10 protein-coding genes are annotated in these 12,709 nt (G+C 59.9%); 4 read left to right on the top strand and 6 right to left on the bottom strand.

The annotated features are described in order from the left end of the window. Positions 1-372: 372 nt before the first annotated feature. On the bottom strand, positions 373-810 hold the full coding sequence (locus tag ACQKPC_RS16585; RefSeq protein WP_008007072.1) for a hypothetical protein: 438 nt from the start codon (positions 808-810) through the stop codon (positions 373-375). 104 nt (positions 811-914) lie between these two features. On the opposite strand from ACQKPC_RS16585, the gene ACQKPC_RS16580 reads away from it, so the two are divergent. Then, positions 915-1,352, top strand: coding sequence for a universal stress protein (locus ACQKPC_RS16580; protein ID WP_007907790.1), 438 nt, complete (start codon positions 915-917; stop codon positions 1,350-1,352). Positions 1,353-1,543: 191 nt separating this feature from the next. Here ACQKPC_RS16580 and ACQKPC_RS16575 read toward each other — a convergent pair whose 3' ends face one another. After that, complete coding sequence (locus ACQKPC_RS16575) at positions 1,544-3,463, bottom strand: ATP-binding cassette domain-containing protein (RefSeq protein WP_427625559.1); 1,920 nt, start codon at positions 3,461-3,463, stop codon at positions 1,544-1,546. Positions 3,464-3,676: 213 nt separating this feature from the next. Here ACQKPC_RS16575 and ACQKPC_RS16570 point away from each other — a divergent pair, with 213 nt between their 5' ends. Further along, complete coding sequence (locus ACQKPC_RS16570) at positions 3,677-5,605, top strand: transglycosylase SLT domain-containing protein (protein ID WP_427625558.1); 1,929 nt, start codon at positions 3,677-3,679, stop codon at positions 5,603-5,605. Between the two features lie 238 nt (positions 5,606-5,843). Here the strand turns inward: ACQKPC_RS16570 and ACQKPC_RS16565 are convergent, their stop codons facing one another. Beyond that, positions 5,844-7,631 carry an ABC transporter transmembrane domain-containing protein gene (locus ACQKPC_RS16565; RefSeq protein ID WP_427625557.1) on the bottom strand — a complete coding sequence of 596 codons (1,788 nt, stop codon included), beginning with the start codon at positions 7,629-7,631 and terminating at the stop codon, positions 5,844-5,846. A gap of 258 nt (positions 7,632-7,889) precedes the next feature. On the opposite strand from ACQKPC_RS16565, the gene ACQKPC_RS16560 reads away from it, so the two are divergent. Next, positions 7,890-8,069, top strand: a complete 180-nt coding sequence (locus ACQKPC_RS16560) for a PA1571 family protein (protein ID WP_427625556.1) — start codon at positions 7,890-7,892, stop codon at positions 8,067-8,069. 174 nt (positions 8,070-8,243) lie between these two features. Here the strand turns inward: ACQKPC_RS16560 and pdxB are convergent, their stop codons facing one another. After that, entirely contained in the window at positions 8,244-9,386 is a 1,143-nt protein-coding gene (gene pdxB / locus ACQKPC_RS16555) for a 4-phosphoerythronate dehydrogenase PdxB (protein ID WP_427625555.1), read from the bottom strand. A 340-nt stretch (positions 9,387-9,726) separates the two neighbouring features. Between pdxB and ACQKPC_RS16550 the strand changes: the two genes are divergently transcribed. Next, positions 9,727-11,136 carry an MATE family efflux transporter gene (locus tag ACQKPC_RS16550; RefSeq protein ID WP_427625554.1) on the top strand — a complete coding sequence of 470 codons (1,410 nt, stop codon included), beginning with the start codon at positions 9,727-9,729 and terminating at the stop codon, positions 11,134-11,136. Here ACQKPC_RS16550 and tusA read toward each other — a convergent pair. Further along, positions 11,133-11,384, bottom strand: a complete 252-nt coding sequence (gene tusA, locus ACQKPC_RS16545; RefSeq protein WP_007907805.1) for a sulfurtransferase TusA — start codon at positions 11,382-11,384, stop codon at positions 11,133-11,135. The two genes, ACQKPC_RS16550 and tusA, sit on opposite strands and share 4 nt — an antisense overlap. Before the next feature lie 185 nt (positions 11,385-11,569). Next, on the bottom strand, positions 11,570-12,643 hold the full coding sequence (gene rlmM, locus ACQKPC_RS16540; RefSeq protein ID WP_427625553.1) for a 23S rRNA (cytidine(2498)-2'-O)-methyltransferase RlmM: 1,074 nt from the start codon (positions 12,641-12,643) through the stop codon (positions 11,570-11,572). Positions 12,644-12,709: the final 66 nt, after the last annotated feature.

Raw genomic sequence — 12,709 nt, 5'->3', positions numbered from 1 at the left:
CATACGCCCGTTTGATTTGGGTATGTCACCTTCACGGAATTTCCGGCAATTGTCAATCGCCCAAAATACTGGTTGAAACGCGACTTTCCGGTCACTTCCGTACCACGAAGCCCTGCAACACGCTCATGCATGTGAGGCCATTCATAGAATCAATAGTTAGAAAAGTCGCCCTAATTACCGGCAGCCTGTGTTTAACAAGCTACGCTGGCGGGACCCTGAAGAAAAAATTTGAACGCTTTGACGAATGTCCAGCGTAAGATCAGCCACACAGAATTACCGGCCTGCCTGGCCAACCTCAGCCCGATGATGATGTCGGGCTTTTTATTGCCTGCCTGTCAGGCGCTGGCGCTTGCTTTTGTAGGGGGTAGGGTTTCAAGCGAGTGCTTTGAGCGTGGCATCGATCTGTTGCAGAACCTCGGCCTCGCCCTTCTCGCCCCAATACAGGGCAATCATTTGCTTGTCTGCTTCGACCTTGTAGACGTTGGCAGGCAATTTTTCGAAATGATTCAGCAGCATCCCATCCTCACAGACCTCCTGCCACTGATTGACCCACACGCCCGGCGCCTTCTGCCAGTAACTCCAGCACGCCGGTCGCGTGCCACGGCGCGGCCGATGGTACTGCGCGCAAGGGCTCGGCGGCTCCTCGCTCAGCCAGTGCGGCCATTCCTGGGGCGCCAGCTGCATGGCCAGGCCAATGCGCCGCGCCTCCATGCGCAGGGCCATGCGCCCGCTCTGAGTACGAGAGGGTCGCAACCAGGCCAGCGGGCTCAAGACCACCAGCAGGATTGACACCACTATCCAGACCGTCATATGTGTACTCCCGATTCTTGATGAGCCCATTGAGTCACTTTGAAACCAATGCGCTTGAAACCAGCCATACTTACCAATATTGCAATCCTCAGGAGGAGCACCTCATGCCCTACAACCACATTCTGGTCGCTGTAGACCTAACGGAAGAGTGCGATCCTGTCATCCACCGGGCTCGCGAGCTCTCGGTGAGCAATGGCGCAAAGCTGTCCCTGGTGCATATTGTCGAACCGATGGCGATGGCCTTTGGCGGCGACGTGCCGATGGATCTTTCCCAGTTGCAACAGCAACAATTCGATCAGGCCAAAGAGCGCCTTGAGCGATTGATCGTGAAATACCCGGAACTCTCCAAGGAATACAGTCACTTGACCTACGGCCAGCCGCGCCAGGAGATTCACCACCTCGCCAAGGAGCAAACGTGCGACCTGATCGTGGTGGGCAGTCATGGCCGACACGGCTTGGCGCTATTGCTCGGCTCCACCGCCAATGACGTACTGCACGGCGCGCCTTGCGATGTGCTGGCGGTGCGCCTGATCAAAAGCTGACAACACGGAACAATGTGGGAGCGGGCTTGCTCGCGAAAGCGGCGTGACAGTCGACATCTTTATTGAATGTTAAGCAGCTTTCGCGAGCAAACCCGCTCCCACAGTGAATCTATGTCGGCGAGCAGATCGTTTTCCATACGAAAAGCCCGGCGCTCATCACTGAACGCCGGGCTTTTTTATCGCCGGATCAATCAGGCATCCAGCTCGGCCCAGCGCTCGACCATCACGTCGAGCTCAGCCTGCAACTGCTCCAGCTGAGCGATCACTGCAGCTGTCTCGGCAGCAGGGCGCTGATAGAAACCGGCATCCGCCATCTGCGCTTCAACCACCGCGATCTGCTGCTCCATGGCTTCGATCTGACTCGGCAACATTTCCAGCTCACGTTGCAACTTGTAGCTGAGCTTTTTCTTTGCCACCGGCGCCTCTACTGCCGCAGCGACTGGCACTGGTTCAGCAGTGACGACAGCCGAGTTCAGGTCGGCCTTGCCGGACTTGCTCTCGGTCACGCCCAACAGGCGCGGCGAGCCGCCCTGACGCAGCCAGTCCTGATAACCACCGACGTATTCGCGAACCTTGCCTTCGCCTTCGAAGACCAGGGTGCTGGTGACCACGTTGTCGAGGAATGCCCGGTCGTGACTGACCATCAGCACGGTGCCGTTGAAGGTCAGCAAGACCTCTTCCAGCAGTTCGAGGGTTTCCACGTCCAGGTCGTTGGTCGGTTCGTCGAGTACCAGCAGGTTCGCCGGCTTGCTGAACAGTTTGGCCAGCAACAGACGGGCACGCTCACCACCGGACAGCGCCTTGACCGGCGTGCGGGCACGCTGCGGGCTGAACAGGAAGTCGCCGAGGTAGCTCAGCACATGGCGGCTCTGACCATCGATATCGATAAAGTCGCGACCTTCGGCCACGTTGTCGATCACGGTCTTTTCCAGGTCCAGCTGATGGCGCAACTGGTCGAAGTAGGCCACGTCGATGCGCGTCCCCTCTTCCACCTTGCCGCTGGTCGGTTGCAGACCGCTGAGCATCAGTTTCAGCAGCGTGGTCTTGCCGGTACCGTTGGCGCCAAGCAGACCGATACGGTCGCCGCGCGTCAGGACCATCGAGAAATCCTTGATCAGGAACGGGCCACCCGGGTGAGCGAAGCTCACGTTCTCGAGGACCATCACCTGCTTGCCGGACTTGTCAGCAGTGTCCAGCTGAATGTTGGCCTTGCCGGTGCGCTCACGACGCTCGCTGCGCTCAACACGCAAGGCTTTCAGGGCGCGGACACGGCCTTCGTTACGGGTGCGGCGAGCCTTGATGCCTTGGCGGATCCAGACTTCTTCCTGGGCCAGCTTCTTGTCGAACAGCGCGTTGGCGGTTTCTTCAGCAGCCAGAGTCGCCTCTTTGTGCACGAGGAAACTGGCGTAGTCGCCGTTCCAGTCGATCAGGCCACCGCGATCCAGTTCCAGAATGCGGGTCGCAAGGTTCTGCAGGAATGAACGGTCGTGCGTGATGAACAGCACGGCGCCCTGGAAGTCCTTCAGCGCTTCTTCGAGCCAGGCAATGGCGCCGATGTCCAGGTGGTTGGTCGGTTCGTCGAGCAACAGCAGATCCGGTTCGGAAACCAGGGCCTGCGCCAGCAGGACGCGGCGACGCCAACCGCCGGACAATTCGGCGAGGGTCTTGTCGGCCGGCAGTTGCAAGCGGCTCAAGGTGCTGTCGACCAGTTGTTGCAAACGCCAGCCATCGCGGGCCTCGAGGTCGTGCTGGACGTGCATCAGTTTGTCCAGGTCGGCGTCGGTGACGATGTTCTGGCTCAGGTGGTGATACTGCGCGAGCAGCTCGCCGACACCGTCCAGGCCTTCGGCAACCACGTCGAACACGGTCCGCTCGTCGGCTACCGGCAATTCTTGCGGCAATTCGCCAATTTTCAGGCCAGGTGCGCGCCAAACAGAGCCTTCATCGGGCTTCTGGTCGCCCTTGACGAGCTTCATCATGCTGGACTTGCCAGTGCCGTTGCGGCCGATGATGCACACCCGCTCACCACGGGCGATCTGCCAGGACACCTTGTCCAACAACGGCATAGCGCCGAAAGCAAGGGACACATCGCTGAATTTGAGCAGGGTCATGAGCTTCTCCAAAAACCGGGCGCGCATTCTACCTGACTTGAGGCTTCAGAAGGCCGGCAATTTCAATGTCGAAGCACTCTGCACAACAATTGTTGCGAACTTGTGCCGACAGCTCGGCAAAGCTTTCGCCCACTGCTGGCAAAAGGCTAAGCTACAGATAATTCAGTGCCGCTCTCGCCGGCACTTGTCATGATTTCTCTGCCCGGACGTCTCATGCGCAGTCGCCTTTTCAATCTTTTTTCGTGTTTGCTTCTTACAGCCGCTGCCGCTCAATCCGCCCAGGCGGTGGACCTGTCCACCCAACGCCAGTATTACGATGAAGCCAAGCGAGCCTTGGCCAAAGGCGATTCCGGCCCTTATTTCCGTTACAGCCAGGCTCTGAGCGATTATCCGCTGGAGCCGTATCTGGCTTATGACGAATTGACCGCGCGCCTGAAAACCGCGAGCAACGCCGAAATCGAGAAATTCCTCGCCGAACACGGTGACCTGCCCCAAGCCAACTGGATGAAGTTGCGCTGGCTGCGCTGGCTGACCGAACGCGGCGATTGGGCAACTTTCGTTAAATATTATGACCCCAAGCTCAATTTCACCGAACTGGACTGCCTGAACGCGCAGTATCAGATCAGCCATAACCGCAAGGCTGAAGGCTACGCCAACGCCGATAAACTCTGGCTGACCGGCAAAACCCAACCCGACGCTTGCGATGGTGTGTTTGGCATGTGGGCCGCCGAGGGTCAACTGACTGAACAGAAACGCTGGGAACGCACCAAGCTCGCCGCCCAGGCACGCAACTATCCGCTGGCCAACAGCCTGATCAATGGCCTGACGACACTCGCCCCACGCGGTCGACTGCTGGTGGATGTGGCGCAGAATCCCGAGCTGCTCAATCAGCCGTCGCGCTTCACCCCGGCGGATGAACCGATGTCCGACATCGTCAGCCTCGGCCTGCGCCGCCTGGCCCGTCAGGATCCGGACAAGGCTATGGCACTGCTCGACGGTTACGCCAACAGCATGCATTTCTCCCGCGACGAAAAAGTCGCGATTGCCCGGGAAATCGGGCTGACCCTCGCTCGTCGTTTCGACAGCCGCGCGCTGGACGTAATGACCAAATACGACCCGGAACTGCGGGACAACACCGTTTCCGAATGGCGTTTGCGCCTGCTGTTGCGCCTGGCCCGCTGGGACGATGCCTATGAGCTGACCCGCCGCCTGCCTCAAGACCTGGCCACCACCAACCGCTGGCGTTACTGGCAGGCTCGCAGCCTGGAGCTGGCGCAGCCACAGAATCCGCAAGCGCAGACGCTTTACAAGGGCCTGGCTCGCGAGCGCGACTTCTACGGTTTCCTGGCGGCCGATCGCTCGCAATCCCCCTATTCGCTGAACAACAAACCGTTGGTGCTCAGCCAGGCGCTGATCAACAAGGTGCGTAATACCCCTGGCGTACGACGCGCCCTGGAATTCCATGCCCGCGGGCAGATCGTCGACGGTCGTCGCGAGTGGTACCACGTCAGCCGGCATTTCAGCCGTGACGAAATGGTCGCCCAGGCGAAACTGGCTTACGACCTGAAATGGTATTTCCCGGCGATCCGCACCATCAGTCAGGCGAAATACTGGGACGACCTGGATATTCGCTTCCCGATGGCCCACCGCGAAACCCTGGTCCGTGAAGCCAAGGTCCGTGGCCTGCATTCGAGTTGGGTATTCGCGATCACCCGCCAGGAAAGCGCCTTCATGGCCGATGCACGCTCCGGCGTCGGTGCTAGCGGCCTGATGCAACTGATGCCCGGTACGGCCAAGGAAACCGCACGCAAGTTCAGCATTCCCCTCGCTTCGCCACAGCAAGTGTTCGATCCGGACAAGAACATCCAGCTCGGCGCCGCCTACCTGAGCCAGGTCCACAGCCAGTTCAACGGCAACCGCGTCCTCGCCTCCGCCGCCTACAACGCCGGCCCCGGCCGCGTACGTCAATGGCTGCGTGGCGCCGATCACCTGAGCTTCGATGTGTGGGTGGAAAGCATCCCGTTCGACGAAACCCGGCAGTACGTGCAAAACGTGCTGTCGTACTCGGTGATCTACGGCCAGAAGCTCAACTCACCACAACCGTTGGTGGATTGGCATGAACGGTATTTCGACGATCAATAATCTGTAGGCGCTGTCGCAGGCTGCGATCTTTTTCCGTCGCTGTAAAAAATGCCCGTCTCTTTCAAGGCGGGCATTTTTGTTTGCAGCTCAAAGCACTCACTGATTTTCACCGGACCGGTCCCTTCGAGAGCCCGAAGCAATTTCGCTACTTGGTCGGTTACTTGATCGGTTACTGGGTCGATTACTGGGTCGCTCTTCTTTGATGGGAATCGAAAAGATCGTCCCGAACCAACAGTGTCTACGCTCGCAGATCGGTTTCGACTTTGCCGTCATTGAACTGCAACGCCGCCAGCCGTGCATACAGCGCGTTACTCGCAATCAACTCTTGATGCGTCCCCACCGCCACCAGTTTCCCTTGGTCCATCACCGCGATCCTGTCAGCGTTTTTCACCGTGGCCAGTCGATGGGCAATGACCAGCGTGGTGCGATTTTTCATCAGGCTGGGCAGGGCTTGCTGGATCAGGTGCTCACTCTGGGCGTCGAGGGCGCTGGTGGCTTCGTCCAGCAGCAGGATCGGCGCGTCCACCAGCAGCGCTCGGGCGATGGCCAGGCGCTGGCGTTGCCCGCCGGACAAACCGAGACCCGCGTCGCCGAGGTGAGTCTGGTAGCCGTTGGGCATTTGCTCGATGAAGTCGTGGGCATAGGCGATTTTCGCGGCTTCCTGGACCTGGGCCAAAGTTGCCGTCGGGCGGCCGTAGCGAATGTTCTCTTCGATGCTGCCGAAGAACAGCGCCGGGGTTTGTGAAACCAGGGCGAAACAGCGGCGCAGGTCCAGAGGATCGAGCTGAGTCAGCGGCACACCGTCCAGCAGGATTCGTCCTTCGGCGGGGTCGTAAAAGCGTAATAGCAGGTCATACACTGTCGATTTGCCAGCGCCGGACGGCCCGACCAATGCAAGGGTTTCGCCAGCGTTGATCGTCAGATTCAGACCATCGACGGCATAGCTTTGCGGACGCGACGGGTAGGAAAAGCGCACATCGTGCAGTACCAGATCGCCCTTCACCCGTTCAGGCAAAGTCACCAAACCCTGAGTCGGTGGCTGGATGATGTTTTCCGAACGCAATAACTCGGCAATCCGCTCCGCCGCCCCCGCTGCTCGCTGGAGTTCACCGATCACTTCACTCAATGTACCGAAGGCACCGCCGACGATCAGGCTGTAAAAGACGAACGCTGCCAGCTCACCCGCGGAAATGCGGCCGGCGATGACATCCATGCCACCGACCCAGAGCATCACCCCGACTGCGCCCAACACCAGCAGGATCACCAGGGTAATCAACCAGGCTCGCTGGAAGATGCGCTTGCGGGCAGTGTTGAAAGCCTCTTCCACGGTCGTGGCAAAACGCTGCTCGTCCTGAACCTGATGGTTGTAGGCCTGCACGGTTTTGATCTGACTCAGTGTTTCAGAGACATAGCTGCCGATATCGGCAATCCGGTCCTGGCTCAGACGCGACAGGGTGCGCACCCGGCGACCAAAAATCAGGATGGGCGCGACCACCAGCGGCAACGCGACCACCACGATACTGGTGAGTTTGGGGTTGGTGATAAACAGCAAGACGATCCCGCCGATCACCATCAGCCCATTACGCAGGAACAGCGACAGCGAAGAGCCGATCACCGATTGCAGCAGCGTGGTGTCGGCGGTCAGCCGCGACTGGATCTCGGAGCTGCGGTTGTCTTCATAGAACCCCGGATGCAGGTAGACCAGATGGTTGAACACCCGTCGGCGGATGTCGGCGACAACGCGCTCGCCGATCCACGACACCAGGTAAAACCGTGCAAAGGTGCCAATCGCCAGACCGATCACCAGCAGCATGAACACGCCGATGGATCGGTTGAGCAAATGCGGCGACTGGGTCATGAAACCCTGATCCACCAACAGGCGAATCCCCTGCCCCATGGACAAGGTGATGCCGGCCGTAACAATCAATGCCAGCAAAGCGCCGAAGGCCGGCCAGCGATAAGGCGCGAGGAAACGGCTGGCCAGACGAATGGCGCGGCGGTGACGGGAAGAGAGCATGAAGATCATCCGATGGCGCAACCAATGGCTTTAACTCGACCAAGCCTACACCGCCCAACGGGATTGAACGCGGTAAATCATAATGAGTCAGGTTAATTATGACCGCCAAGACTAGTGGCTAGAGATTATTGGTCTAAAGTCCGGGTGGAAACGTCCGGGTATTTCTGATGGACTGAAGATGCCGACCTGAAAGATCGCAGGGAGTTGTCACAGCCCGGTCACCTGGCGGTTCTACAGTAAGCACACAACCTGATGAGGAGACAGGCCATGTCCTTGCAAAACAGCAGCGAAGACAAGATTCCAGTGATCCGCACGCAGCCAGACCAGTCTCTGGGTTGCTCGATTATTGATAAGGATGGGCACGAAGTACCGATCACTGAAAACATGATCCAGGACGCTTGCCGCGAACTGGAAAAGCGATTGGTCAAGCCTGCCGAACAAGAGTGATATAGCCACCGTCTTCTTGACCCGGCTCTTTTAGCCGGGTTTTTTATGGGTGCCTTTTGAGGGTGCTGCGCGCCCTATCGCGGGCAAGCCCGCTCCCATAGGATTACCGAGATTTCAAAATTGACGCACGACCTGTGGGAGCGTGGCTTGCCCGCGATAAGGCCAACGCGGTACTCAGACAGCCGAAGCCCCCAACGCCGCCACGATCCGCTGCAACGCCGGCGAGTCCCCCTCGACCCGCACGCTCAACCCATCGATCTCACGCCGCAGCGGATAATGTTTGCGCAAGGCATCAAACGCCGCACGCTGCTCGCTCACATTACCTACAAGGCTGCGACGGAAATTCGCATCATCACGGCGTGGGTCGTACACGCCACGGCACAACATCGCCAGCGCCCAGGCCGGATCGCTGTCGGCGTTCAACGTCACCGTCGACAACCACGGTGCTGGCAGCAAATCGTTCAGGCTGACCTGTTCCGGTTGCCCAAGGAACTCACAAAGCGCCTGATAGATCTGCGCCGTCCCGCGCTGTCTGCCGTCGAGGCTGTAACCGGCAATGTGTGGCGTCGCTAGCACACACAACTCGGCCAGTGCCACATCGACCTCAGGTTCCCCCTCCCAGACATCCAGCACCGCTTGCAGGTCTTCACGTTCCAACAGCACCTGGCGCAGAGCGGCATTGTCGATGACCGGGCCACGACTGGCGTTGATCAGCCAGGTGCCGGGCTTGAGTTGGTTCAAGCGGTTTTTATCGAACAGATGCCAGGTCGACTGAGGGCCTTGCTTGTCTAGCGGAGTGTGCAGACTGATGACGTCGCATTGCTCGATGATCTGCTCGAGGCTGACGTAATCACCCCCTTCGGCCGCTTGCCTTGGGGGATCGCAGACCAGCACGTTCCAGCCCAGACCTTGCAAAACCTTGACCAGCCGCCCGCCCACTTCACCGGCGCCGACCACACCGTAGGTGCGTTGAGTCAGGTCGGCACCTTCGATTTCGGCCAGGGTCAGCAGGCTACCCAGCACGTAATCGACCACACCCCGGGCATTGCAGCCTGGCGCGCTGGACCAGGTAATGCCGGCCTGTTGAAAGTAATCCAGATCCAGGTGATCAGTGCCGATGGTGCAGGTGCCGACAAAGCGCACCTTGCTGCCCTCGAGCAATGCGCGGTTGACGTTGCTCACCGAGCGCACCAACAGCACATCGGCCTGCTCGACAGTGGCGCGGTCGATGGCACGTCCCGGTACCCGGCGGATTTCACCGAAACCTGCGAAGAAGGCATCGAGCAGCGGGATATTTTCGTCGGCAACAATCAGCATGGCAGGCTCCTTTGGCGGATCGGCAGTTTAGGCGTAGATGACCGTGATGGGCCAGCAGGCATTGTTCGTCTTGATGTGAAGGGCAACACGGGCCCTGTGGCGAGGGAGCTTGCTCCCGTCCGGCTGCGAAGCAGTCGTAAAGACTGATGCCGCGGTGTGCCTGAAGGAAATGGGTTGCTGATTTTGGGGCTGCTGCGCAGCCCAGCGGGAGCAAGCTCCCTCGCCACAGGAATGTCGAAACAAGCTGATTACAAATCCCTAACACAGGACTTTTCCTGACCACTGCGTCAAGGCGTAGAATGCGCCGCCTCGCGCATCAAAATCTTTTGGACGTTTCGCCTTGAATTCCGTGACTGACCGCCCGACCGCTATTTCCCTCAACCGCCCGGCCCGGGTTCGCATGGAGCTGAAAAACCTGCTTGGCCTGGCGTTGCCGATCATGATCGCGCAACTGGCGACCACCGCCATGGGCTTCGTCGATGCGGTGATGGCCGGTCGTGTCGGGCCACGAGATCTGGCGGCCGTCGCGCTGGGTAACTCGATCTGGGTGCCGGTGTTTCTGCTGATGACCGGCACACTGCTGGCCACCACCCCGAAAGTCGCTCAGCGCTTCGGCGCCGGCACCCACAGCGAGATCGGCCCGATCGTGCGTCAGGCGTTGTGGTTGGCGCTGGTGGTGGGTTTGATGGCGACCGGCATGCTGTTCAGCGCCGAACCGATCCTGCACATCATGAAGGTCGACCCCGAGCTGATCGGCCCTTGCATGCAGTATCTGCACGGCATCGCCAGCGGCCTGCCCGCCGTCGCGCTCTATCATGTGCTGCGCTGTTTCAGTGATGGCCTGGGCCGCACCCGCCCGGCCATGGTCCTTGGCCTGTGCGGGCTGGCGCTGAATATCCCACTGAACTACATCTTCATCTACGGCCACTTTGGTGTGCCGGCCATGGGTGGGGTCGGCTGCGGCTGGGCCACGGCGATCGTGATGTGGGTGATGGCGTTGGGCATGGCCGGCTGGGAGCGCTGGGCGCCGGCCTATCAGTCGAGCCAGTTGTTCAGCCGTTTCGACTGGCCGCAGTGGTCGGTGATCAAGCGTTTGCTGGGTATCGGCCTGCCAATCGGCATTGCGGTGTTCGCCGAGTCGAGCATCTTCGCCGTGATCGCCCTGCTGATCGGCAGCCTCGGCGCCACCGTGGTCGCCGGGCATCAGATCGCGCTGAACTTCAGCTCGCTGGTGTTCATGATCCCCTACTCCCTGGGCATGGCCGTGACCGTGCGTGTCGGCCAGGCACTCGGCCGTGAGGAACCACGCGAAGCCCGCTTCGCCGCCGGTGTCGGCATGGGCACTGCCTTGGCTTATGCGTGCTTGTCGGCGAGCCTGATGCTATTGCTGCGTGAACCCATCGCTGCGATTTACACCGCTGACCCGACGGTGATTCAGGTGGCCGCGATGTTGATCGTGTATTCGGCGCTGTTCCAGTTTTCCGATGCGATCCAGGTGACCGCGGCGGGCGCACTGCGCGGTTATCAGGACACGCGGGTGACGATGATCCTGACATTGTTCGCGTACTGGGGGATTGGTTTACCAGTGGGTTACGCCTTGGGCCTGACCGATTGGTTCGGTGCGCCGAGCGGCCCGAGCGGGCTGTGGCAGGGTTTGATCGTCGGCTTGAGTTGCGCGGCGCTGATGCTGTCGATCCGCCTGACGCGCAGTGCACGCAAGCGGATCCGCATCAGTCGTTCAGCGGGTTAAGCGAGTTTCTTGCGGATCCAGTAGAGGTAGGTGCCTGCCTCTTCGTGCTGCGCGACCAGTTCGTGGTCGAGAAACACGCAAAACTTGGGAATGTCGCGACGGGTCGACGGGTCGGTGGCGATCACCTTCAGCAGGCCGCCGGGCACCAGGTCTCGGATGTGCTGGTGCAGCATCATCACCGGTTCCGGGCAATTGAGGCCGGTGGCGTCGAGGGTGCCGTCTACCGGCGTATCGATCATTTCACTCATGGTTTACTCCTGAAACTTGCCGGCATTGTCGCGCATTGCCGGGTGTCTAGTCACTGGCAGCTGATCATTCCCACGCTCTGCGTGGGAATGCATCCCGTGACGCTCTGCGTCACATCCAAAGGCGGAACGCGGAGCGTCCCCGGCGGCGTTCCCACGCAGAGCGTGGGAACGATCGGACCACAAAGTCAGCGGGACTTGGGTTTCTTCACGTCCAATCGGCGAAGGTGGCAGGTCACTTCTTCACGGTCGTGATACAGCTGTTTGCAGCCGATCTCAACCCGAATGCCCCGCGCCTTGAACCCGTCGGCAATACGCTCCAGCAAGCGCTTCACTTCGGCATAACGCTGTTTCATCGGCAGCTTGAGGTTGACCACCGCTTCCCGGCAATGCCCCTCGCCAATCCACTCTTCCAGCATCGCCGCGTTGCGCGCCGGTTTCTCGACGATGTCGCAGACCATCCAGTCCACCGGTTGCTTGGGCTTGAAGGTGAAACCGTCGGCCATCAAGTGCTGCACCAAACCGGTGTCCATCAGGCTTTCGGCCATCGGGCCGTTGTCGATGGCGGTCACCAACATGCCGCGATTGACCAGTTGCCAGGTCCAGCCACCGGGTGCAGCGCCGAGGTCGACACCGGTCATGTCACTGTGCAGGCGCTCGTCCCACTGGTCGCGGGGAATGAAATGGTGCCAGGCTTCTTCCAGCTTGAGGGTCGAACGGCTCGGCGCCTCACGCGGGAATTTCAGGCGTGGAATGCCCATTGGCCACATCGCCGAATTGTTCGATTCCGCCAGGCCCATGAACACTTCGCGACCGCTCTTGAAGGTCAGCAGCAGCCGTGGTTTGTGGGGGTCTTCCACCAGTTTTCCGGCCGCCATCAGCGCCTTGCGCAGGTGGCCTTCGAACTTCTTGCAGAAGTTCGACAGTTCCTTGCCATCGTTGGTGTCGACCATTTCCAGCCATAGGCTGCCGCACAGCGGGAAATCCGCCATGTGCGCAAGGATCACGCTGATGCGGTCGGTTTCCGGCAGATCGATGAAGATCCCGCGAGCCCACTGGCGCGGGAAGATCAGATCGGCGAAACGCTGGCCACGCATCAGGCGCTCGGCGCCGTCTTCTTCGGTACAGATAAATTCGGCGCAGGCGCTGGCGGTTTTGGCCTTGGCATAACCGGCCACGTTCAGCCGCGCGGCATGTTCGGAAATCTCGGAACAGACTTCGCTTTCGAAGCCCGGCCGGCAATGCATAAAGAGGGTGTTCATTCTTACTCCTGGGCAGTTGGCGAAGAATTCAGCCACTGCGCGATGCCCAGACTTGCGTTGAAGCAA

The organism is Pseudomonas sp. NPDC089918, from assembly GCF_050280605.1.
Lineage (GTDB): Bacteria > Pseudomonadota > Gammaproteobacteria > Pseudomonadales > Pseudomonadaceae > Aquipseudomonas.
The sequence above is the reverse complement of the archived record's forward strand: the minus strand, read 5'-3'. Positions and strand labels throughout refer to the sequence as shown.

What these genes read in the sequence shown, in the direction of transcription:
- ACQKPC_RS16585 (WP_008007072.1), bottom strand. Translation starts at nt 810, where the DNA reads ATGACGGTCTGGATAGTGGTGTCAATCCTGCTGGTGGTCTTGAGCCCG.
- ACQKPC_RS16580 (WP_007907790.1), top strand. Translation starts at nt 915, where the DNA reads ATGCCCTACAACCACATTCTGGTCGCTGTAGACCTAACGGAAGAGTGC.
- ACQKPC_RS16575 (WP_427625559.1), bottom strand. Translation starts at nt 3,463, where the DNA reads ATGACCCTGCTCAAATTCAGCGATGTGTCCCTTGCTTTCGGCGCTATG.
- ACQKPC_RS16570 (WP_427625558.1), top strand. Translation starts at nt 3,677, where the DNA reads ATGCGCAGTCGCCTTTTCAATCTTTTTTCGTGTTTGCTTCTTACAGCC.
- ACQKPC_RS16565 (WP_427625557.1), bottom strand. Translation starts at nt 7,631, where the DNA reads ATGATCTTCATGCTCTCTTCCCGTCACCGCCGCGCCATTCGTCTGGCC.
- ACQKPC_RS16560 (WP_427625556.1), top strand. Translation starts at nt 7,890, where the DNA reads ATGTCCTTGCAAAACAGCAGCGAAGACAAGATTCCAGTGATCCGCACG.
- pdxB (WP_427625555.1), bottom strand. Translation starts at nt 9,386, where the DNA reads ATGCTGATTGTTGCCGACGAAAATATCCCGCTGCTCGATGCCTTCTTC.
- tusA (WP_007907805.1), bottom strand. Translation starts at nt 11,384, where the DNA reads ATGAGTGAAATGATCGATACGCCGGTAGACGGCACCCTCGACGCCACC.
- rlmM (WP_427625553.1), bottom strand. Translation starts at nt 12,643, where the DNA reads ATGAACACCCTCTTTATGCATTGCCGGCCGGGCTTCGAAAGCGAAGTC.